The organism is Mycobacterium gastri (assembly GCF_002102175.1).
Lineage (GTDB): Bacteria > Actinomycetota > Actinomycetes > Mycobacteriales > Mycobacteriaceae > Mycobacterium > Mycobacterium gastri.
The window spans coordinates 86,502-110,000 of the sequence record NZ_LQOX01000112.1; the positions used below are offsets into that span (position 1 = coordinate 86,502).

The window sequence follows — 23,499 nt, forward strand, 5'->3', positions numbered from 1 at the left end:
CTGCTCGTGTACCTCAAGAGTCTGACGCTGAAGGGCTTCAAATCCTTCGCCGCGGCGACGACTCTGCGGTTCGAGCCGGGCATCACCGTCGTCGTCGGGCCCAACGGCTCCGGCAAGTCCAACGTCGTCGACGCGCTGGCGTGGGTGATGGGGGAGCAGGGCGCGAAGACGCTGCGCGGCGGGAAGATGGAGGACGTCATCTTCGCCGGCACCTCGTCGCGGGCCCCGCTGGGCCGGGCCGAAGTCACCGTCACCATCGACAACTCCGACAACGCGCTGCCGATCGAGTACACCGAGGTGTCGATCACCCGGCGGATGTTCCGCGACGGCGCCAGCGAATACGAAATCAACGGCAGCAGTTGCCGTTTGATGGACGTGCAGGAGCTGTTGAGCGACTCCGGCATCGGCCGCGAGATGCATGTGATCGTCGGGCAGGGCAAGCTCGACGAGATCCTGCAGTCGCGGCCCGAGGAGCGCCGGGCCTTCATCGAAGAAGCCGCGGGCGTGCTCAAACATCGCAAGCGCAAAGAGAAGGCGCTGCGCAAACTGGACGCGATGGCGGCGAACCTGGCGCGGCTCACCGACTTGACCACCGAGCTGCGGCGCCAGCTCAAGCCGCTGGGCCGCCAAGCCGAAGTCGCCCGGCGTGCGGCGACCATCCAGGCCGACCTGCGCGACGCCCGGCTGCGGCTGGCCGCCGACGACCTGGTCGGCCGGCGCGCCGAGCGCGCAGCGATCTTGGACGCCGAGAACGCGATGCGCCGCGAACATGACGAGGCCGCCGCGCGGCTGTCGGTGGCCGCCGAGGAGCTGGCCGCACACGAGGCCGCGCTGACCGAGCTCTCCCAACGGGCCGAGACGGTACAGCACACCTGGTTCGGCCTGTCGGCCCTGGCCGAACGGGTGGGCGCGACGGTACGCATCGCCAAGGAGCGCGCTCAGCATCTCGACGTCGAGCCGTTGACCAGCGCCGACGCCGACCCCGGAAAACCCGAGGAGCTGGAAGCCGAGGCCGAGCAGGTGGCCGCCGCCGAACGGCGGTTGGTGGCGGAGCTGGCCGCCGCGCGCACCCGGCTGGATGCCGCCCGCGCCGAGCTGGCCGAGCGGGAGCGTCAAGCGGCCGAGGCCGACCGCGCCCATCTGGCGGCAGTTCGCGCCGAGGCCGACCGGCGCGAGGGCCTGGCGCGGCTGGCCGGGCAGGTGGAGACCATGCGGGCACGCGTGGAGTCGATCGACGACAGCGTTGCGCGGCTGTCCGAACGGATCGAAGAGGCCGCCGCGCGTGCTCAGCAGGCTCGCGCGGAATTCGAAGCCGTGCAGAACCGCGTCGGCGAATTGGACCAGGGCGAGGTCGGCCTGGACGAGCAGCACGAGCGGACGGTGGCCGCGTTGCGGCTCGCCGACCAGCGCGTGGCCGAACTCCAGGTGGCCGAGCGCGACGCCGAACGCCGGGTGGCGTCGCTGCGGGCCCGCATCGACGCCCTCTCGGTGGGGCTGGACCGCAAGGACGGCGCGGCCTGGCTTGCCCGCAACCACGGCGGGGCGGGTGTTCTCGGGCCGATCGCCCAGCTCGTCAAGGTCCGCCCGGGCTATGAGGCCGCGCTGGCAGCGGTGCTGGGAGCAGCCGCCGACGCGCTGGCCGTCGACGGCCTCGGCGCCGCCCGCGCCGCGGTCAGCGCGCTCAAACAAGCCGACGGCGGCCGGGCGGCGCTGGTGTTGAGTGACTGGCCGGCTCCGGACCACCCGGCCCCGGAGCTACCTGGCGGCGCGCGGTGGGCACTGGATCTGATCGAGGCGCCGCCGCGATTGCGCGGGGCGATCACCGCGATGCTTGCGGGCGTCGCGGTGGTCAACGACCTGGCCGAAGCGCTGGATCTGGTGGCAGTTCGGCCTCAGCTGCGAGCCGTCACCCTGGACGGCGATCTGGTCGGAGCCGGCTGGGTGAGCGGCGGGTCCGACCGCAAGCCCAGCACGCTGGAGATCACCTCCGAGATCGACAAGGCCGGCAGCGAGCTGGCCGCGGCCGAGGCGCAGGTGGCTCACCTGAGTGCGGTGCTGTCCGGCGCACTGACCGAACAAGCGGCTCGCCAGGACTCGGCTGACCAGGCGTTGGCCGCGCTCAACGAATCCGACGCCACCATTTCGGCGACCTACGAGCAGCTGGGCCGGCTCGGTCAGGACGCGCGTGCGGCCGAGGAAGAGTGGACCAGGCTGCTGCGGCAGCGCGAGGAACTGGAAGCCGGGCGGGCGCAGGCGCTCGAGGAGGTCGTTGAGCTCGAGACCAGGCTGCGCAACGCCCAACAGACCCAACACGTGCAGGCGGCCGAGCCCAGCACGGCCGAAGCCAGGCAGGCGATCGCGGCCGCGACCGAAAGTGCGCGAGCCGTTGAAGTGGAGGCGCGATTGGCGGTGCGGACCGCCGAGGAACGCGCCAATGCCGTTCGGGGAAAGGCAGATTCGCTGCGCCGCGCCGCTGCGGCCGAACGGGAGGCGCGGCTGCGGGCCCAGCAGGCGCTGGAAGCGCGACAGCGCTCGGCTACGGTGGCGGCGGCCGTCGCCGAGTCCGGGCGACTGTTGGCGTCGCGGTTGAACCGAGTGGTCGACGCGGCGTCGCAACTGCGTGACGAGCTCGCCGCCGAACGCCGGGAGCGGTCGGCGGCCATGGCGGCGGTTCGCGAAGAGACCAACACCTTGAGTGCGCGAGTGGCCAAGCTGACCGATTCGCTGCACCGCGACGAGGTGGCAGATGCCCAGGCGGCAATGCGGATCGAGCAGCTCGAACACCTGGTGCTAGAGCAGTTCGGGATGGCGCCGGCCGACTTGATCGCCGAGTATGGTCCCGAGGTTCCGCTGCCGCCCACGGAGCTGGAGATGGCCGAGTTCGAGCAGGCCCGCGAACGCGGGGAGCAGGTGGTAGCGCCCGCGCCGATGCCGTTCGACCGCGCTACCCAGGAGCGTCGGGCCAAACGCGCCGAGCGTGACCTGGCCGAACTCGGCAGGGTCAATCCGCTGGCCCTCGAGGAGTTCGCGGCGCTGGAGGAGCGCTACAACTTCCTGTCCACCCAACTCGAGGACGTCAAGGCCGCCCGCAAGGACCTGCTTGACGTCGTCGCCGACGTCGACGCCCGCATCCTGCAGGTTTTCAGCGACGCGTTCGTCGACGTGGAACGCGAATTCCGGGCCGTGTTCGGCTCGCTCTTCCCCGGCGGCGAAGGCCGGCTGCGCCTGACTGCGCCCGACGACATGCTGACCACCGGCATCGAGGTGGAAGCCCGTCCGCCGGGCAAGAAGGTCACCCGGCTGTCGTTGCTATCGGGTGGCGAGAAGGCGCTGACCGCGGTCGCGATGCTGGTGGCGATCTTCCGGGCCCGACCGTCGCCGTTCTACATCATGGACGAGGTGGAGGCCGCCCTGGACGACACCAACCTGCGCCGGCTACTCGGCCTGTTCGAACAACTGCGCGACCGTTCTCAGCTCATCATCATCACGCACCAGAAGCCGACGATGGAAGTCGCGGATGCCCTCTACGGCGTGACCATGCAAGGTGATGGCATCACCGCCGTGATCTCGCAGCGAATGCGGGGTCAGCAGCTCGATGAGCTGGTCGCCAATTCTTCTTGACGGTGATCCGTAGCGTAGGGTCCGGGCGCCCCGGTATGCCCCTGGAAGGATGTCAGTGTGTCGGAAGGTCTGTGGATCGCCATTGCGGTCGTCGCCACCCTGGTCGTCATCGCCGCGCTGGTCATCGGCCTGGTGCGCTACCGCCGTCGCCGAATCCGCCTGTCGACCCAGCCGACACCGGGCGTAATCGACCGTTCGGGTGGCTACACCGCGTCGTCCGGCATCATCTTTAGCCAGACGCCGTCGGCTGTCGAGACGGTCGAACCGGCCGATCGGATCGACACGAGCGGACTGCCCGCAGTCGGCGACGATGCGACCGTCCCGCGCGACGCGGTCAAACGCACCATCTCCGATGTCCATCTCCCCGAAGTCGAGCCCGAAGTTGAGCCCGAACCGGCGACCCTTGCGCCGCCCGCAGCGCCGGAAGTTGAGGCCATCGAGCCGCCGGAAGGGCGGTTGGAGCGGCTGCGCGGGCGGCTCGCCAAGTCGCAGAACGCCTTCGGGCGCAGCATGCTGGGTTTGCTCGGCGGCGGTGACCTGGACGAGGACTCCTGGCAAGACGTCGAGGACACCTTGCTGGTCGCCGATCTGGGCCCGGTGGTCACGGCGTCGCTGGTGTCGCAGCTGCGCAGCCGGCTGGCCAGCGCCAATGTGAGTTCCGAGGCCGATGCCCGGGCCGTACTACGGGACGTCCTCGTCAAAGAACTGCAGCCGGCCATGGACCGCTCGATCCGGGCGCTGCCGCACGCCGACCATCCTTCGGTGCTGCTGGTCGTGGGTGTCAACGGCACCGGCAAGACCACCACCGTTGGTAAGTTGGCGCGGGTGCTGGTGGCCGACGGCCGGCGCGTCGTGCTCGGCGCGGCCGACACCTTCCGGGCCGCGGCGGCCGATCAACTGCAGACCTGGGCGGCCCGGGTGGGTGCGGAGGTGGTGCGTGGGGCCGAAGGCGCCGACCCGGCATCGGTGGCCTTCGATGCCGTCGACAAGGGCATCGCCCACGGTGCCGACGTCGTGCTCATCGACACCGCCGGCCGGCTGCACACCAAGGTCGGGTTGATGGACGAACTCGGCAAGGTCAAGCGCGTGGTCACCCGCCGCGCTGCTGTTGATGAGGTGCTGCTGGTGCTCGACGCCACGATCGGGCAGAACGGACTGGCGCAGGCCAGGGTTTTCGCCGAAGTCGTCGACATCACCGGCGTGGTGCTCACCAAACTGGACGGAACGGCCAAGGGTGGCATCGTCTTCCGCGTCCAACAGGAGCTTGGCGTGCCGGTCAAGCTGGTCGGGCTCGGCGAAGGCCCCGACGACCTGGCGCCGTTCGAACCGGCCGCCTTCGTCGACGCCCTGCTCGGCTAGCAGCTCTTACACAGCAAGTTTTACGTTAATCCTCACGAAACATCACCGCACCATCGCCGCAACAACTACTGCGCATGGTTCTGGATCAGGTCGCCAGTCATAGTCCTGGGGCCCTCCCAACGCTGACTGGAGGTGATAGCGAGTGGACCAATTCCCGATCATGGGTGTTCCCAACACCGGCGATACGGCCTGGATGCTGGCGAGTTCCGCGCTCGTGCTGTTGATGACGCCCGGCCTGGCTTTCTTTTACGGCGGCATGGTGCGCGCCAAGAGCGTGCTGAACATGCTCATGATGAGCGTCAGTGCGATGGGCGTCGTCACCGTGCTGTGGGTGCTCTACGGCTACTCGATGGCCTTCGGCAACGACGTCGGCAACATTGCCGGCAACCCGACCGAATACTGGGGCCTGAAAGGCCTGATCGGTGGCAACGCGGTGGCCGCCGATCCCGCGACGCAAACCGCGGCGGTGAATATTCCGCTGGCCGGCACCCTGCCGGCCACCGTGTTCGTCGCATTCCAGCTGATGTTCGCGATCATCACAGTGGCCTTGATTTCGGGTGCGGTCGCTGACCGGCTCAAGTTCGGTGCCTGGCTGGCGTTCGCCGGGCTCTGGGCGACGTTCGTCTACTTTCCGGTGGCGCACTGGGTTTTCGCGTTCGACAAGTTCGCCTCCGCACACGGCGGCTGGATCGCCAACAAGCTCCACGCCATCGACTTCGCCGGCGGCACCGCGGTCCATATCAACGCCGGTGTGGCCGGCCTGATGCTGGCGATCGTGCTGGGCAAGCGCAAGGGCTGGCCCACGACGCTGTTCCGGCCGCACAACCTGCCGTTCGTGATGCTCGGGGCCGGGCTGCTGTGGTTCGGCTGGTACGGATTCAACGCCGGGTCGGCGACCAGCTCCAACGGCGCCGCCGGGTCGACATTCATCGCCACCACCGCCGCGACCGCCGCGGCCATGCTGGGCTGGCTGCTGACCGAACGCATCCGCGACGGCAAGGCCACGACGCTGGGCGCGGCCTCGGGCATCGTCGCCGGACTGGTCGCCATCACCCCGTCCTGCTCGTCGGTCAACGTTCTGGGCGCATTGGTGGTCGGTTCGGTGGCCGGTGTGCTGTGTGCGCTGGCAGTCGGCCTGAAATTCAAGCTGGGCTTCGACGACTCGCTGGACGTTGTCGGGGTACACCTGGTCGGCGGTCTGGTGGGCACGTTGCTGATCGGTCTGCTGGCCGCGCCCGAGAGCGTGGCCATCAACGGCGTGGCCGGGGTGTCGAAGGGGTTACTCTACGGCGGCGGGTTCGCCCAGTTGGAACGGCAAGCGGTCGGCGCGTTCAGCGTTCTGGTCTACTCTGGCGTCGTCACGCTTATCTTGGCTCTTATCCTGAAGTACACCATCGGACTGCGGCTGGGTGCGGAGGCAGAATATGCGGGCATCGACGAGGCTGAGCACGCCGAGAGCGGCTATGATTTCGCGGTCACCAGCGGTTCGGTTCTTCCCCGTCCAGGCCCGGCGCTGGGTTCGCCTAACGGCCAGGAAGAGCGAGTGAGCGAGAAAGTGGAGGCGGAGCCGAGATGAAGCTGATCACCGCGATCGTCAAGCCGTTCACCCTCGACGACGTCAAGGCCAGCCTCGAGGACGCTGGAGTCCTGGGGATGACCGTCAGCGAGATCCAGGGCTACGGCCGGCAGAAGGGCCACACCGAGGTCTACCGGGGCGCCGAATACTCCGTCGATTTCGTGCCCAAGGTCCGGGTGGAAGTCGTCGTCGACGATTCCATTGTCGACAAGGTCGTCGACAGCATCGTCCGGGCGGCGCGCACCGGCAAGATCGGCGACGGCAAGGTGTGGGTCAGCCCCGTGGACACCATCGTGCGGGTACGCACCGGTGAACGCGGGTCCGACGCGCTGTGAGGGTCGCCGTGCGTTGCTGAACCGATTTGGGACGGGCTGGCGCCGGCCCGGCCCGGGATGACACCCGACCAGCGCGACCAATTCGGAACTGCCTGCCCGGCAAGCGATTTGGTCGCCGCGCGGCGCCAGTTGCTGTCCGACGACCAGCGCGCACCGCATCCTGCGGAGCTGCGGCAGGCCTGGCTGGAGCTGCACGAGTCCTGGCTGACCGCCAAGGCCGCAGAAATCGGGGTCACCGACGACAGCGGCTTCGCGATCGTCGGGGTCGGCGGACTCGGCCGACGCGAGCTGCTGCCCCATTCCGACCTGGACCTGCTGCTGGTGCACGACGGCAAGCCTGCCGAGATGCTGGGGGAGGTCGCCGACAAGCTGTGGTACCCGTTGTGGGACGCCAACATTCGGCTCGACCACAGTGTGCGTACGGTTCCCGACGCGCTGGGTGTGGCCAATTCCGACCTGGTGGCCGCCCTGGGCATGCTGGAAGCCCGTCACATTGCCGGTGACAAGCGCCTTTCGGACGGGTTGATCGAAGGCGTGCGCCGGCAATGGCGCAGCGGAATACGTTCGCGCATGGACGAACTCGTCGAAATAACGCACGACCGTTGGTTGCGTTACGGCCGCATCGCCCACCGCGCCGAACCCGACCTCAAATCGGGTCGCGGTGGCCTTCGCGACGTGCAGTTGCTCAACGCGCTGGCGATAGCCCAGCTCATCGACCGCCACGGCATGGCCGCTCCGGGCCTGCCGGTAGGTTCGCTGGACGACGCCTACCTCACGCTGCTCAACGTGCGCACCGAACTGCACCGGGTATCGGGCCGCGGACACGATCTGCTGCTGGCCCAGCACGCCGACGACATCAGCGCGGCCCTGCATTTCGGCGACCGCTTCGACCTGGCCCGGATGCTGTCCGGCGCCGGCCGCACCATCGCCTACCAATCCGAAACCGGGCTGCGCACCGCCGCCAACGCGTTGCCGCGGCGGGGCATCTCGGCATTACGGCACCGGCCGAAGCGGCGACCGCTGGACGAGGGCGTCGTCGAGTACGCCAGCGAAATCGTGCTCGCCCGTGACGCTCAACCCGAACGCGATGCCGGACTGACGCTGCGAGTGGCCGCCGCCGCGGCCGACACCGGACTGCCCATCGGCGCCGCGACCTTGAGCCGACTGGCCACCTGCACTCCGGAGCTGCCGACGCCCTGGCCGCGTGAGGTATTGGACGACCTGCTGGTGGTGCTGCTGGCCGGCCCCACCGCGGTGGGGACTATCGAAGCGCTCGACCGCACCGGGTTGTGGGGCCGATTGTTGCCGGAATGGGGCAGTATTCGCGACCTCCCGCCCCGCGATGTTGCCCACAAATGGACCGTGGACCGTCATGTGATCGAGACCGCCATCCATGCCGCGCCGCTGGCCACCCGAGTGGCTCGACCCGATTTGCTGGCGCTTGGTGCACTGCTGCACGACATCGGGAAGGGCAGGGGCGCCGACCACAGTGTCCTCGGATCCGAAATGGTCATGCAGATCGGCGAGCGGCTGGGTCTGCCGTCCACGGACGTCGATGTGCTCTCGAAGCTGGTCCGTCATCACCTGCTGCTACCCGTCGTAGCCACCCGCAGCGACTTGAACGACCCGAAGACCATCGAGGGTGTGTCCGAGGCCCTGGGCGGGGACCCGCAATTACTCGAGGTGCTCCACGCTTTGACGGAAGCCGACTCGAAGGCCACCGGCCCGGGGGTGTGGAGCGACTGGAAGGCGTCGCTGGTCGACAAACTGGTGTCACGCTGCCGGATGGTGATGGCTGGTGAGGCCCTGCCGCAGGCGAAGCCCCTTGCCCCGCACTATCTTTCGCTGGCCACCGATCACGGCGTGCACGTGGAGATCGCGCCCGGTGACAGCGCGCGGATGTACCAGGTGGTGATGGTCGCCCCGGACCAGCCGGGATTGGTCTCCAAAGCCGCTGCCGTGCTGGCGCTGAATTCGCTGGGCGTCCATTCGGCGGCGGTCAACAGCCACGACGGCGTTGCGATCACTGAATTCGTGGTGTCCCCGCTGTTCGGTTCGCCGCCGGCGGCCGAACTGTTGCGCCAGCAGTTCGTCGGTGCCCTCGGCGGCGACGTCGACGTCCTGGCCATGGTGGAAAAGCGGGACAGCGAGGCCAGCAGTTTCGCATCCGAGCGAGCCGGTGAAGTGGTGGCCGGAGTGCCGGTCACGCGTTCGGCCGCGCCGCCGCGCATCCTGTGGCTGGAATCTGCCAGCTCCCGTCAGCTGATCCTGGAGGTTCGTGCCATGGACAGACCGGGATTGCTCGCGCTGCTCGCGCACGCTCTGGAGCGCGCGGGCGCAGATATCCGGTGGGCCAAGGTCAACACGTTCGGGTCGACCGCGGCCGACGTTTTCTGCGTGACGGTTCCCGGAGAGTCCGACATACCCGCCGCGGTCGAGCAGCAGCTGTCGGCGGTGCTGGGTACCCCCGCCGACGTGCTGGTCGACGAGCCCGTCGGCGATTGACCCGCCCCCCGGTCAAGCCCGCTCGGAGTTCAACTGGCGCAAGGTGTCGATGCGCGCCTTGAGCTGCTCGCGGGTTGCCGCGGCGATCGGCGGGCCGCCGCAGCGGCGGCGAAGTTCGTTGTGGATCCAGCCGTGCGGCCGGCCGGTGCGGTGATGAGCTATCGCCACCAGGCTGTTGAGCTCGCGGCGCAGCTCGCGGAGTTGGCCGTGGGTGGTGGTTGGCTGGGCGGGGACTGATGGCGAGGCCCCGTGCTGAAGCCGGGCGCGCTTTTTCAGCTGCTCGTCCTGGCGGCGGTGCAGCAGGGCGCGCATCTGCTCCGCGTCGAGCAGCCCGGGGATGCCGAGGTAGTCGGCCTCCTCGTCGCTTCCCGCCGGAGTGGCGGTGCCGAACGACGATCCGTCGAAGATGACCTGATCCAATTCGGCGTCGGCTCCCAGTGCGGTGAAGCCGGCTTCGCCCGGTTCGGTTTGTTTCCTGGTGGCGGGATCACCGGTGAGCGGATCGTCGCCGGATTCCCGGTGCGGCTTGCCCAGCACGTGGTTGCGCTGGGCCTCCAGCTCGCTGGCCAGCTGCAGCAGGCTGGGAACCGACGGCAAGAAGATGCTCGCGGTTTCGCCGGGTCGACGTGACCGCACGAACCGGCCAACCGCCTGCGCGAAGAACAGCGGCGTCGAGGCGCCGGTGGCATAGATGCCCACCGACAGGCGAGGCACGTCGACACCTTCGGAAACCATCCGCACGGCGACCAGCCACCGGCTGGTGTTGGAGGCGAATTCCGCAATGCGGGAAGAGGATCCGGGATCGTCGGACAAGACGACGGTGGGCGCTTCGGACGTCAGCTTGGTCAGCAACCCGGCATAGGCTCGGGCCGCCGTCCGGTCCGAGGCGATGATCATGCCGCCGGCGTCGGGCACCTGGGCGCGCAGCTGACGCAGCCGCTGATCGGCGGCCATGATGACCGCCGGCATCCACTCGCCGGCAGGGTCCAGCGCCGTGCGCCAGGCCCGTGCGGTCTGCTCGGCCGACAACGGCTCACCCAGGCGCGCCTCATGCTCGTCGCCGGCGCCGTCGCGCCAGCGCGCCTGCCCGGAGTAGGCAAGGAACACCACCGGCCGGACCACGCCGTCGGCAAGGGCTTCGGCATAGCCGTAGGTGTGGTCGGCTTGCGAACGTAGCACGCCATCAGCGTCGGGCGCGTAGCTGACGAACGGGATAGGGCTGTCGTCACTGCGGAACGGTGTGCCCGTCAGGCCGAGACGGCGCGTGGCGTCGCCGAACGCTTCCCGGATGGCGTCGCCCCAGGTCTTGGCGTCGCCGCCGTGGTGGATCTCGTCGAAAACGACCAGGGTCTTGCGTTGTTCGGTGCGCACCCGGTGCAGCGTCGGATGTGCAGCGACCTGGGCGTAGGTGACGACGACGCCGTGGTACTCCGATGAGGTCCGGGGGTTGGAGTTGGTGAACCTGGGATCCAGGGCCAGCCCGTGCCGTCCCGCGGCCCGTGCCCACTGGATCTTCAGATGTTCGGTGGGCACCACGACGGTGAGCTGCTCCACCGCCCGATGGCTCAGCAATTCGGCCGCGATCCGCAGGGCGAACGTCGTCTTGCCCGATCCGGGGGTGGCCACGGCCAGAAAATCCCGCGGCTCGGCGGCCAGGTACTTCACGATTGCCCGGCGCTGCCAGCCCCGCAACGGCCGACTGCTTTCGCCGTCGGAGTGACTGACCTGCTGCATCGAACACTCCCCCCGATGCTCACCCGCGCGTGGTGGTTCACGTTCACGCCGTCACATGGCTCCGCACGCCCACCCGACGTGGTGGCATGTTGCGGCACAACACGCGGGGAGCCGTTGTCGGCACACCGGCGGGCGCGACGAAAGTCTTCCGGGTCGGGTCAATGCGGCTGGGCGGCGAGTGTGAAATCTAGCATGGCAACGCTTTTCGGTGCAGTCGCGACATGGTGTCACTTCCGGATCAGCTCGCCGTGTTCCTCGGGCCGACCGCTGCGCTGGTGAGAGATTTCGCTTCCACATCTGTGAAGCGTGTGTCGGTGTGAAGGTTGGCGGGCGTACGGTTGCCGGGCACCCGGGCCCCGTCCGAAGATCCTGGTGCGAAGACGAATAACCGGCGAAAATCGGCCTCCATGATGCGCGCGTTGTCCGTCGCGGCGGTCGTCGCGGCCGTTGCCGTCGGGGCGATACCGCCGGCCGCCGCGGATTCCGCGTTAATCACCCCGACGGCAGCAGTCCCGAGCCTTTGGGACTAACCCGCAGCGAACCGCTGGGGATGCCCCTACGGCATCGTGAGTTTTACCTGCTGGCCTCGACGGGGCCACGCTTGGCGTTTGGTTACCCAGCGACGGCGCTGAAGGCTCCGTCGTTGTCGGGGATAAGAAATGCCCAAAGAGCGATTCACATCCCGCAGGAAAGGCTGGGAGTTGGCTCGCGCAACGACGGCCGGACCAGAGCGCTTCTTTCCTGAGCCGCCCGGCTGAGCTCGGCCACCTCGATTGGGCCGGACGCGCTCACCGAGATTTACGTCACCGCGATCTGCTCGCGCGTGTCGCCGCGGTGTTTTAGATATCGCGGCGCGGGACTCGATGGTGGTGAGCTGCTGCGCCCCGCTTCGCGGGGCTGGCGCTCTCCACGGGGCTCGATGGTGAGGCCAGTATTGTCGCCCGACTAGGCTTGATAGCCCGGCTAGTAGCTAACAACTAATTCTGGCGTATTTACGAGCTACGGGACGATGTCAAGTAGAGCGCCGTACGTAGAGAAATAGTACAAGCGTTCAGCTTTAATGAGCGCCGTAAAAGTACTTTACATTGCATGATGGGCCCTTTATGACTGGTGGTCGTTGTCATTGATGTTAACAAAGTGCCCACGTCCGTACCGCAGTCGACATATGCTGTTGCGCAATAAAGTGTAGGTCGGAGAAGCACATGGTGATCCCACACAGGTAACACCCGAAAGGTCTTGTGACAAAGGGCAGTTCGTTGTCATCACAGTGATCAGCTCACTGCGGTCGGCACGCACCGGAGTTTGCTGTCGCCGCCATGTATCCGTCACCTGGTCCGTGTGACCCAACAGCATCGATGGCGGCTTAAATCTTCGCGAAAAAGTAAATAGCAAAGCCTTCCCAAATTTCGATAGGCCGTTGTACGCTACGCCCAAAGTGTGCTTGCCCCACCGTAATGGTGCGGATGATATTGCTGAGGTAAAGGAAGTCCGCCGATGTCGTACGTAGCAATAGCCCCCGAGACGACAGCGGCGGCGGCCGCGGATCTGAACAGCCTTGGCTCGGCACTCAGAGCGGCTAACGCTGCGGCAGCGGTCGGGACGACGCAGCTGCTGCCCGCGGCCGGCGATGAGGTGTCGGTGGCGATCGCGGCGGTGTTTAGCGATTTGGGGCAAGGGTTTCAGGCGGTCAGCGCGCAGACCGCGCTGTTTCATGAGCAATTCGTCCAGCTGTTGAGCGGCGGGGGTTTGTTGTACGCGATGACCGAGGCGGCTAATGCGTCGCCGCTGCAGGTCCTCGAGCAAGACCTTCTCGCCGCAATCAATGCGCCCACCCTTTATTTGTTCCAGCGCCCGTTGATCGGCAACGGCGCCAATGGCGCAGCGCCAGGGCAGTCGGGTGCGCCGGGCGGGTTCTTGGTCGGCAACGGCGGTGACGGTGCGGCCGGGGCAGCCGGGCAGGCCGGTGGACAGGGCGGGAGTTCGGGTCTGTTCGGTGCCGGTGGTGCCGGCGGGGCCGGCCAAAACGGATTTGCCGGTGGTATGGGCGGGAACGGCGGGTCCGGCGGTGCCGTCTCGGGTCTTTTGGGCTCGGGCGGGAACGGCGGCGCAGGTGGCCACGGAGGTGTAGGCGGCGGTGGCGGAGCTGGTGGGGCCGGGATATGGCCATGGCAAAACCCGGCCGGGGGGAACGGCGGTGACGGCGGAGCCGGCGGTGCCGGCGGCGCGAGTGGCGCCGGGGGCTCGGGCGGATTATTCGGGTTCGTAGGGGCGCACGGTCCTGCGGGCACGGGCGGTGGTGGTGGCGTCGGCGGTCTGGGTGGCGACGGCGGCGCGAGTGGCCAGGGCGGCCTCGGTGGCAATGGCGGCGCCGGTGGCGCCGCGGGTGCGGGCAGCACGGGGATCAACGGCCACGGCGGTGACGGAGGAGCCGGCGGTAACGGCGGCACCGGCGGTGGCGGCGTATACGCCGGCGGCGGTAATGGCGGCCCCGGCGCCAACGGCGGACAGGGCGGCGTGGGCGGTCCGGGCGGCGCCGGCGTGGGCGGCGTCGGTGGCGGCAACGGCGGGGCTGGCGGTGATGGCGGCGGCGGTGGCGTCGGCGGCGACGGCGCCCCCTACGGCAACAACGGCGGCCAGGGCGGCGGCGGCGGCAACGGCGGGGCCGGCGGCGCCGGTGGCACCGCCACCGACGGCGGCCAAGGCGGCCAGGGCGGCACCGGGGGCAACGGCCAAAAGGGCGGCTCCGGCGGTGCGGGTTCCGGCGGTGGCGGCAGCTTCGGCGGGGGCGGCGGCAACGGCGGCCAGGGCGGCGCAGGCGGTGCCGGTGGCAACGTCCTAGGCGCCGGAACCAACGGCATCGGCGGCGCTGGCGGCACCGGCGGCGACGGGGGCGGCGGGGGCGCCAACGCGACCGGCAAGGGCACCAACAACACCATCTACGGCGGTGGCGGCGGCGGTGGCGGCGCCGGGGGCGCCGGCGGCAACGCCATCAGCGCCGGCACCGGCGGCGGTGGCGGTGGCGGCGCCAATGCCGGTACCTCCGTGGACGGCGCCGGAGACCCCGGCGCCGATGGCGCGGCTGGCGGGACAGGCGGCAACGGCGCCGCCGGCAATGCCAATGATAACGGCGGAGGCGACGGCGGCGTCGCCGGCGCCGGCGGTGGTGGCGGGTCCACTTATGCCGCAGGCCCCGCGCGCGGCAGCGCCGGCCAGTCCGTCTAGCTAGTACCGGCCGGCGATCCGGCCCCTACCATCGAGCCCGCGGGTCGCACAGTTCGCGCCGGGACCCTGACGCAAAGAACGGCTTGACGGCTGTTACGCCCTGGCGCCCTCGTCGTCGGGCACCAACGCCTGTGGCCCCAACGCCGGCGGCACCGCCCCCAGGCCCTCGATCAACTGCCACCCACCATTAGGCTGGCGAGCGTGTTTGAATCGCTGTCCGACCGGTTGACCAGTGCCCTCCAGGGGCTACGCGGCAAGGGTCGCCTGACCGACGCCGATATCGATGCCACGACACGTGAAATCCGGTTGGCGCTGCTGGAAGCCGACGTTTCGCTGCCCGTGGTCAGGGCGTTCGTCCACCGGATCAAAGAACGCGCCCGCGGCGCCGAAGTGTCCGGGGCACTCAATCCGGCCCAACAGGTCGTCAAGATCGTCAACGACGAACTCATCGGCATCCTCGGTGGACAGACCCGCGAACTGGTGTTCGCCAAGACGCCGCCGACCGTCATCATGCTCGCCGGCCTGCAGGGCTCCGGTAAGACGACGCTGGCCGGCAAGCTCGCCGTGCGCCTCAAGAGCCAAGGGCACACCCCGCTGCTGGTGGCCTGCGACCTGCAGCGCCCCGCCGCGGTCAATCAGCTGCAGGTCGTCGGCCAACGCGCCGGGGTGACGGTGTTCGCCCCGCACCCGGGCGCATCACCTGAGTCCGGACCCGGCGACCCGGTCGCCGTCGCCGCGGCGGGACTTGCCGAGGCCAGGGCCAGACACTTCGACGTCGTCATCGTCGACACCGCCGGACGGCTGGGCATCGACGAGGAGCTGATGGCCCAGGCCGCCGCCATCCGGGACGCCATCGAACCCGACGAGGTGCTCTTCGTACTCGACGCGATGGTCGGCCAGGACGCTGTCACTACCGCGCAGGCGTTCGGCGAGGGCGTCGGCTTCAGCGGTGTGGTGCTGACCAAGCTGGACGGCGACGCCCGCGGCGGCGCGGCGCTGTCGGTCCGCGAAGTGACCGGTGTGCCAATCCTTTTCGCCTCCACCGGGGAGAAGCTGGAGGATTTCGACGTCTTCCATCCGGACCGGATGGCCAGCCGCATCCTGGGCATGGGCGATGTGCTGAGCCTGATCGAACAGGCCGAGCAGGTCTTCGACGCCCAGCGAGCCGAGGAAGCCGCGGTCAAGATCGGCGCCGGCGAGCTGACCCTGGAAGACTTCCTCGAGCAGATGCTCGCCGTCCGCAAGATGGGCCCCATCGGCACGCTGCTGGGAATGCTGCCCGGCGCGGGTCAGATGAAGGAAGCACTGGCCGAGATCGACGACAAGCAGCTCGACCGGGTGCAGGCCATCATCCGCGGGATGACGCCCGAAGAGCGGGCGGACCCCAAGATCATCAACGCGTCGCGGCGGCTGCGCATCGCCAACGGCTCGGGCGTGACGGTGTCGGAGGTCAACCAGCTCGTCGACCGCTTCTTCGAAGCCCGCAAGATGATGTCCTCGATGCTCGGCGGCATGGGTATCCCCGGTCTGGGCCGCAAGTCCGCGACACGCAAATCCAAGGCCGCCCGAGGAAAGGCCGGCAAGAAGGGCAAGAAGGGCGCCCGCGGTCCGACACCGCCGAAGGTCAAGAGCCCCTTCGGTATGCCGGGTATGCCGGGTATGCCGGGTATGCCGGCAGGATTCCCGGACCTGTCGCACATGCCTGAAGGCCTCGACGAGCTGCCGCCCGGACTGGCCGACTTCGACCTATCCAAGCTGAAGTTCCCGGGCAACCCCGGCAAGAAGTAGCCGCGCCGTGCCCCTGCACGTGCGAGGCCTGGCGCTGCCCGACGAGACCCCGATCGACCTGTGGATCGTCGACGGTTGCATCAGCACCGAGCCCGTCGCCGGCGCCGACACCGTCTTCGGTGCCTCTGGGGCCGGCTGGATCCTGCCGGGCCTGGTGGACGCGCACTGCCATGTCGGGCTCGGGCAACACGGTGCCATCGCCCTCGACGAGGCGGCAACCCAGGCCGAGACCGAACGTGACGTGGGCGCACTGCTGCTGCGCGATTGCGGCTCACCGACCGATACCCGCAGTCTCGACGACCGCCACGACCTGCCTCGCATCATCCGCGCCGGCAGGCATCTGGCCAGGCCCAAGCGCTACATCCCCGGCTTCGGCGCCGAACTCGAGGACGAATCGCAGCTGCCGGCCGCGGTGGCCGAGCAGGCCCGCCGCGGCGACGGTTGGGTCAAGCTGGTCGGCGACTGGATCGACCGCCAAGCCGGCGATCTCGCCCCGCTGTGGTCCGACGACGTGCTCAAGGCCGCCATCGATGCCGCGCATACGCACGGGGCCCGGGTCACCGCACACGTCTTCGGTGAGGATGCACTGCCGGGCCTGATCACCGCCGGAATCGACTGTATCGAGCACGGTACCGGGCTGACCGACGACACCATCGCGCTGATGCTCGAACACCAAACCGCATTGGTGCCCACGCTGATCAACGTCGAAAACTTCCCGGGTATCGCGGATTCAGCGACTCGCTACCCGGCCTATGCCGCCCACATGCGCGACCTCTATACCCGCACCTACCCACGGGTGGCCGCGGCGCGGGAGGCCGGAGTCGCGGTGTATGCCGGTAGCGATGCCGGCAGCACGGTCCGGCATGGACGTATTGCCGACGAGGTCGAGGCCCTCACGAAGATCGGGATGAGCCCGACCGATGCATTGGGCGCGGCGTGCTGGGACGCTCGGCGCTGGTTGGGCCGGCCCGGCCTGGACCACGGCGCATCGGCTGATTTGTTGTGCTACGTCGAGGACCCGCGGCAGGGCCCCGGTGTGCTGAACCAGCCCGATGTGATAATCCTGCGCGGCAAGATGTTTCGGGCCAAGTGTTAACCGACTGTTAGCCGGACGCTTGCCGGGCGAGCTGGCGCGGCGGCGGTTACCATCGCGGAATGGCGTTGGCCGGCGGCGCGACCTTTGCCGCCTACACAATCGTGCGACCGCTGGGGTCGGGCACTACGGGCGAGGTCTATCTCGTCGAGGATCCGCGCTCGGCGCAGTGGGCGGCGCTGAAGGTTCTCTCACCCGCCCTGTCGTCGGACCCCGAGTTCCGCCGGCGATTCCACCGGGAGACCGCCGTCGCCGCGAACCTCTATCACCCGAACATCGTCGAGGTCCACGACCGCGGCGAGTTCGAAGGCCGACTGTGGATCGCGATGGACTACATCGACGGCATCAGCGCCGAGCAGCTGATGCGCGAGCGGTTTCCGGCGGTGTTACCAATCGGCGAGGTGCTCGCCATGGTCAGCGCCACCGCCGCCGCTCTCGACTACGCCCATCAGCGGGGGCTGTCGCACGGTGACGTCAAGCCCGCCAACATCCTGGTGACCAGCCCGGGGCCAGGTGAGCCGCGGATTCTGTTGAGCGACTTCGGGATAGCGCAGCCCGCGCCGGCTCAGGCGGCGGGGGCCGAGGCCGACGGGCGCGCCGACCAGTATGCCCTGGCGGCTACGGCTTTTCAGCTGTTCACCGGCACACCACCGGTCGACGCACCGGCCAAACTCAGCGACCTGCGCCCGGACCTGGCACGACTCGATACCGCCTTGTCCAGGGCGCTCAACGCCGACCCCGCCGGCCGTTTCGGGAGCTGCCGGGAATTCGCCGATGCGCTCAACGAGCAGGCCGGGATCATGCCGGTCGATCAACGCCCCGAGGCTGGCGATGCAGCGACGGCCTGGCCGGCGGCTACCGTTGCCGAACCGGCCTATGTCGTCGACTACCCGGTCTACGACTGGCCGCAGAGCCCAGCAGCACCACCGTCCCCACCGCCCCAACCGGTGACACGGCAACGGCGCGGCACCCCGCTGCAGTCGGCGGCCGCGGCGCTGGCCCGGCGCCTCGACGCGTTCTCGCAATCAACGCGAGAACCAAGCACGCGCAGACGCCACCGGATCCTGCTCGGCTCGGCCGTCGTCGTCCTGCTCGTCGGCCTGCTCGCCGTCGGCATCGCGATCGGCCGCAAGACGACCAGCGACCATCCTCAGGCTGCCGGTCCGCAGACCAGTTCATCCGCTGCATCCAGCATGCCGGCGACCGGTGACCCGGCCGCCCCGCCGGCCCCCCTTGACGGCACCTACCAAATCGAGCTCCAACGCTCGAAGCAGACCTACGACTACACCCCGAGTCCGCAGCCTCCGGACGTCAACAGCTGGTGGGCGATCCGGTCTTCGTGCACGCCGACGGGCTGTCTGGCCGCGGCCACCATGCTCGACGACAACGACCATACGCAGGCAAAGTCGAGTGTTCGCCCGCTGGTCTTGGAGTTCGGCCAAGGCCAGTGGAAGTCCCGGCCCGAGGCGGTGCAGTTCGCGTGCATCGGTCCCAACGGCGCGGCCAGCACCCAGGCCACCACCCAGGTGCTGTCGTTGCGGCCACAACCGGTCGGGGATCTCGTGGGCGAGATGGTGGTCACCGTGCACAGCAACGAATGCGGTCAACAGGGAGCCGTCATCCGCATCCCTGCGGTGGCCAGCCGCAGCGGTGATCTGCCGCCCGCGGTCAACGTGCCGGATCCGGTGACCATTCCCGAAAACCCGCCGGCAACCACAACGCCGACCACGCCGCCGTCCGGCCCGGGCCGCTGAGACTACGACGGCCGTTTTGGCGGGGAATCGCGCGCGCCCGGAAAGATTGCGAGCGATCACTATCTATGTTACGTTCGTGGCAACTCGAAGAACCGGAGGAACTGTGAGCTACGACGTAATCATTCGCGACGGACTGTGGTTCGACGGCACCGGCGCCGCGCCGCAGACCCGAAGCCTGGGCATCCGTGACGGAGTAGTGGCCACGGTGTCCCACAAGCCGCTGGACGAAACCGGCTGCCCGGAGGTGATCGACGCGGCGGGGAAGTGGGTGGTGCCCGGATTCATCGACGTGCACACCCATTACGACGCCGAGGTGCTGCTCGATCCCGGACTGCGCGAATCGGTGCGCCATGGCGTCACCACGGTGCTGCTGGGCAACTGTTCGCTGTCGACGGTGTACGCCAACTCCGAGGACGCCGCCGACCTTTTCAGCCGCGTCGAAGCGGTGCCGCGCGAGTTCGTCTACCGTGCCCTGGACACTAATCGGACGTGGTCCACGGCAGCCGAATACATCAAGGCCATCGACACCCTGCCGCTGGGCCCGAATGTGGGTTCGCTGCTTGGCCATTCGGATTTGCGGGCGGCGGTGCTCGGGCTTGACCGCGCCACCGATGCCACCGTTCGGCCCACCGATGCCGAACTGGAGACGATGGCGAGGTTGCTCGACGAGGCGCTTGACGCCGGAATGCTCGGCATGTCCGGGATGGACGCGGCGATCGACAAGCTCGACGGCGACCGTTTCCGGTCCCGCGCGCTGCCGTCCACCTTCGCGACCTGGCGTGAGCGGCGCAAGCTCATCTCGGTGTTGCGCAGGCGCGGCCGGATCCTGCAGAGCGCACCCGACCTCGACAGGCCGGCGACCGGACTGCTGTTCTTCCTGGCCAGCAGCCGAATCATCAATCGCCGCAAGGGAGTTCGGATGAGCATGCTGGTGTCGGCCGACGCCAAGTCGATGCCGCTGGCCGTGCACACCTTCGGCCTCGGCACCCGCATCCTCAACAAGCTGCTGGGCGCCAGCGTGCGCTTCCAGCACCTGCCGGTCCCGTTCGAGCTGTACTCCGACGGAATCGATCTGCCGGTCTTCGAAGAATTCGGCGCCGGCACGGCGGCGCTGCATCTGCGTGAACAACTGGAACGCAACGAATTGCTGGCCGACAAGTCCTACCGCCGGCGGTTCCGGCTCGAGTTCGACCGCATCAAGCTCGGGCCCACGTTGTGGCACCGCGACTTCCACGACGCGGTGATCGTCGAGTGCCCCGATAAATCGTTGATCGGCAAGAGCTTTGGGGCGATCGCCGACGAACGTGGACTGCATCCGCTCGACGCGTTCCTCGACGTGCTGGTGGACAACGGCGAACGCAACGTGCGCTGGACGACCACCGTCGCCAACCACCGGCCCAACGAGCTCAACAAGCTCGCCGCCGAGCCGAGCGTCCACATGGGCTTCTCCGACGCCGGTGCGCACCTGCGCAACATGGCCTTCTACAACTTCCCGCTTCGGCTGCTCAAGCGGACGCGCGACGCCGACCGGGCCGGCAAGCCATTCCTGTCCATCCAGCGCGCGGTGCATCGCCTGACCGGTGAAGTGGCCGAGTGGTTCGGCATCAACGCCGGCACGCTGCGCCAGGGCGACCGCGCTGACTTCGTGGTGATCGACCCGGCCCATCTCGACGAATCGGTGGACGGGTACCACGAGGCGGAGGCCTCCTTCTACGGCGGCTTGCGGCGCATGGTCAACCGCAACGACGCGACCGTCGTCGCAACCGGGGTCAACGGCGCCGTCGTCTTCCGCGGGGGTCAGTTCCGGGACGGTTACGGGCAGACCGTGCAGTCGGGACGGTACTTGCGAGCGGGTGAACGCAATGCCATCAGGGTCGGCGCCTGAGATGGCGCGCACCCAGCAGCAACGCCGCGAGGAAACCGTTGGACGGCTTCTCGACGCCTGCATCGCCACCATCATCGAGGTGGGCTACGCCCGGGCGTCCGCGGCCGTGATCACCAAGCGGGCCGGGGTGTCGGTAGGCGCACTGTTTCGCCACTTCGACACGATGGGCGACTTCATGGCGGCCACGGCTTCGGAGGTGTTGCGCCGTCAGCTCGAGACGTTCACCAAGCGCGTCGCCGAGATACCGGCCGACCGGCCGGCGCTAGAATCGGCGCTGGCAATCCTGCGGGACATCACCAGCGGTCCGACCAACGCCGTACTGTACGAACTGCTGATCGCCGCGCGCACCGACGACAAGCTCAGAGAGACATTGCAGCAGGAACTCGGCCAGTATTCAGCCAAGATCTACGAGGCGGCCCGGGCGCTGCCCGGTGCTGAGAGCTTCCCGGAGGAGACGTTTCCCGTCATCGTGGCACTGCTGACGAACGTGTTCGACGGAGCCGCCGTGGTGCAGGGGGTTCTGCCACAGCCGGAGATCGAGGAGCGGCGGATCCCGGTGCTCACCGCGCTGCTGACCGGCGCCTTGTGACCGCGAGCAGACGCAAAATCGCCCCTTTTCGCTGAGCGAGGGGCGATTTTGTGTCTGCTCGCGGGGCCGGCGGTCCTAGAGGGCGCCGATGCTGGCTTGCGGGCCGAGGGCAAATCCCCAGTCGAACAGGCTGGCGGCCTGATCCCAATAGGTGGGGCCGCCCTGTTTGACCGTCCCGTACATCATGGCGATCACCAGGCGGCGGCCGTTTCGGGCAGCGGCGCCGACGAATGTCTTGCGCGCGGCGTTGGTGAACCCGGTCTTGCCGCCGATCGCGCCCGGATAGCGCTGCAGCAGCTCGTCCTGGTTGACGATCGGTTGGTCACCGTTATCGCCGGGGAACATCGCCGAGGGTTCGGCAGTGATCTGAGCAAACACCGGATTGGCCATGGCGGCCCGGAAGATGACGGCGAGGTCGTGCGCCGTCGAGGCGCCGGAGCCGCCGGGTCCGTCCAAGCCGGACGGAGTGGCCGCATGGGTGCTTCCCGCACCGAGGGCAGCGGCTTTGGCGTTCATCTTGGCCACGGTGACGTTCTGGCCGCCCAGCATGTGCGCCAGTGTGTTGGCGGCGTCATTACCCGAAACCAGCAGGAGCGCGTCGAGCAGCTGCCGCGCGGTATACGTGCGGCCCGGCTTGATGCCGACACAATTGCATTCGACCTCGGTGTCGGCGACATCGGCGACGACGGTCGAGTTCAGATCGAGTTCGTCCAGCGCAACCAACGCCAGCAGCACCTTGATCGTGCTCGCGGGCGGGTGGGCGACATTCTGGTCGCGTTCGGCCAATACCTGTCCGCTGTCGAGATCGGCCACGATCCAGGTCTGGGCCGGACCGTCAGGGATCGGTACCGAGCCGGCAGGCTGGACGTCGGTATCTGCCCTTGAGACCGGGGAGGTGGCGGCCGCGTTGACGGTGGCGACCGCGAGCAACGCTGCGGCCGCAGCCATGAGCTTCCGCATGGGCGCAAAGTTTATCGTCCAGTGTTGCGCGACGCCCACTGCGGCGGGCGCCCCGGCGCGTCGGCGGGGATGCCTACGGCCACGGCATGTCACGCCAAGAGCAGAAAGCTCCGGTGCCAACGTCATGGACACCCAAGGCTAATAGTCGCGGCGGACACTCCCGTGCCAGGGCACGGGTCTGCCCTCCGGATCGGGGTCACCCGGGCGCCATTGTTGGTACGACTTGGTGCTCGGGCATCCACCGGAAGCGGCGTGGGCTGAAGGTGCTGCCAGCGCCACACCGCTCAGCAGCAGTGTCGTTGCCAGTCCCGCGATCGCTGATTTCGTAATGCCCGGATAATCTCCCCGGCAATACGGCGCGTGCTGGGAAAATACCGTGATCGCGACCTACGGTCACGTTGACTTCTCTGCAGCGCCAGGCGGTTCTTTCGCAAGTGGACACCCGCCGCGGCGATACCGATCTCCACTTTCGCCGACTCCATGACGCGGTGGATCGCTACCGGCTGAAAAATCGGTCAGGTCGGCGGTGTTGAATCAAACCGTGTTGAGCCTGGCCGAAATTTCTGACCGGTTGGAGATCCAGCAACTGTTGGTGGACTACTCCACAGCGATCGACTTGCGCCGATTCGACGATCTCGACAAGGTGTTCACTGCTGACGCGTACATCGACTACCGCGCGCTGGGCGGTATCGACGGCCGCTATCCCGAGGTGAAGAAGTGGCTGGCTGAGGTGCTGCCGAATTTTCCCGTGTACGCCCACATGCTGGGCAACCTCTCGGTGCGCATCGACGCCGACACCGCGTCGTCGCGGGTGATCTGTTTCAATCCGATGGTGCTGCCGGGCGACCAGCAGCAGGTGCTGTTCTGCGGGCTGTGGTACGACGACGAATTCGTGCGCACGCCCGAGGGCTGGCGGATGACGCGCCGCGTCGAATCGAAGGTATTCCAGAAGGTGCTGTGACCGTGGCGACCCGCTGCGCCCGGCTAGGAACGCGCTGAATAACCTGTCCATTGTTGGTCGTGTCTGACGGCTGTGCGCGGTGTGGCGTGTGATGATGTTGTGGTGCAAGGGATTACG

General features: G+C 68.3%; 14 protein-coding genes. 12 read left to right on the forward strand and 2 right to left on the reverse strand.

The window, feature by feature from the left end; all coding sequences use genetic code 11:
* Positions 1-6: 6 nt before the first annotated feature.
* The 5 genes from smc to AWC07_RS14370 all read left to right on the forward strand — a co-directional run bounded on the left by smc (position 7) and on the right by AWC07_RS14370 (position 9,396).
* Positions 7-3,621, forward strand: a complete 3,615-nt coding sequence (gene smc / locus AWC07_RS14350; protein ID WP_036419658.1) for a chromosome segregation protein SMC — start codon at positions 7-9, stop codon at positions 3,619-3,621.
* Between the two features lie 57 nt (positions 3,622-3,678).
* Positions 3,679-4,980: a signal recognition particle-docking protein FtsY gene (ftsY, locus tag AWC07_RS14355; protein ID WP_036419660.1), complete on the forward strand. Its 1,302-nt coding sequence runs from the start codon at positions 3,679-3,681 to the stop codon at positions 4,978-4,980.
* Between the two features lie 142 nt (positions 4,981-5,122).
* Positions 5,123-6,556, forward strand: a complete 1,434-nt coding sequence (locus AWC07_RS14360) for an ammonium transporter (protein ID WP_139829702.1) — start codon at positions 5,123-5,125, stop codon at positions 6,554-6,556.
* Entirely contained in the window at positions 6,553-6,891 is a 339-nt protein-coding gene (gene glnB / locus AWC07_RS14365; protein WP_036416082.1) for a nitrogen regulatory protein P-II, read from the forward strand. The genes AWC07_RS14360 and glnB overlap by 4 nt, the downstream gene beginning before the upstream one ends.
* A gap of 57 nt (positions 6,892-6,948) precedes the next feature.
* Positions 6,949-9,396 carry a [protein-PII] uridylyltransferase gene (locus AWC07_RS14370; RefSeq protein WP_051508110.1) on the forward strand — a complete coding sequence of 816 codons (2,448 nt, stop codon included), beginning with the start codon at positions 6,949-6,951 and terminating at the stop codon, positions 9,394-9,396.
* Positions 9,397-9,408: 12 nt separating this feature from the next.
* Here AWC07_RS14370 and AWC07_RS14375 read toward each other — a convergent pair whose 3' ends face one another.
* The gene (locus AWC07_RS14375) at positions 9,409-11,130 is read right to left on the reverse strand and encodes a DEAD/DEAH box helicase (protein WP_036416080.1); all 1,722 of its coding nucleotides are present in this window, start codon (positions 11,128-11,130) and stop codon (positions 9,409-9,411) included.
* Positions 11,131-12,624: 1,494 nt separating this feature from the next.
* Between AWC07_RS14375 and AWC07_RS29360 the strand changes: the two genes are divergently transcribed.
* From AWC07_RS29360 to AWC07_RS14410, 6 genes are all read left to right on the forward strand, one after another.
* Positions 12,625-14,352 (forward strand): PE family protein, encoded by a 1,728-nt coding sequence (locus AWC07_RS29360; RefSeq protein ID WP_085105115.1) that lies wholly within the window; start codon positions 12,625-12,627, stop codon positions 14,350-14,352.
* A gap of 201 nt (positions 14,353-14,553) precedes the next feature.
* Positions 14,554-16,140 (forward strand): signal recognition particle protein, encoded by a 1,587-nt coding sequence (gene ffh, locus AWC07_RS14390; protein ID WP_036416075.1) that lies wholly within the window; start codon positions 14,554-14,556, stop codon positions 16,138-16,140.
* A gap of 7 nt (positions 16,141-16,147) precedes the next feature.
* On the forward strand, positions 16,148-17,236 hold the full coding sequence (locus AWC07_RS14395; protein WP_036416074.1) for a metal-dependent hydrolase family protein: 1,089 nt from the start codon (positions 16,148-16,150) through the stop codon (positions 17,234-17,236).
* A gap of 59 nt (positions 17,237-17,295) precedes the next feature.
* Positions 17,296-18,987, forward strand: coding sequence for a serine/threonine-protein kinase (locus AWC07_RS14400; RefSeq protein WP_036416073.1), 1,692 nt, complete (start codon positions 17,296-17,298; stop codon positions 18,985-18,987).
* Positions 18,988-19,063: 76 nt separating this feature from the next.
* Positions 19,064-20,872 carry an N-acyl-D-amino-acid deacylase family protein gene (locus tag AWC07_RS14405; RefSeq protein ID WP_208622420.1) on the forward strand — a complete coding sequence of 603 codons (1,809 nt, stop codon included), beginning with the start codon at positions 19,064-19,066 and terminating at the stop codon, positions 20,870-20,872.
* Between the two features lies 1 nt (position 20,873).
* The gene (locus AWC07_RS14410; RefSeq protein ID WP_036416070.1) at positions 20,874-21,461 is read left to right on the forward strand and encodes a TetR/AcrR family transcriptional regulator; all 588 of its coding nucleotides are present in this window, start codon (positions 20,874-20,876) and stop codon (positions 21,459-21,461) included.
* A gap of 75 nt (positions 21,462-21,536) precedes the next feature.
* On the opposite strand, the gene AWC07_RS14415 is transcribed toward AWC07_RS14410, so the two are convergent.
* A complete protein-coding gene (locus AWC07_RS14415) occupies positions 21,537-22,421 on the reverse strand; it encodes a D-alanyl-D-alanine carboxypeptidase family protein (protein WP_036416069.1) in 885 nt (294 codons plus the stop codon).
* A 541-nt stretch (positions 22,422-22,962) separates the two neighbouring features.
* On the opposite strand from AWC07_RS14415, the gene AWC07_RS14420 reads away from it, so the two are divergent.
* The gene (locus AWC07_RS14420) at positions 22,963-23,382 is read left to right on the forward strand and encodes a nuclear transport factor 2 family protein (RefSeq protein ID WP_036416084.1); all 420 of its coding nucleotides are present in this window, start codon (positions 22,963-22,965) and stop codon (positions 23,380-23,382) included.
* Positions 23,383-23,499 lie beyond the last annotated feature (117 nt).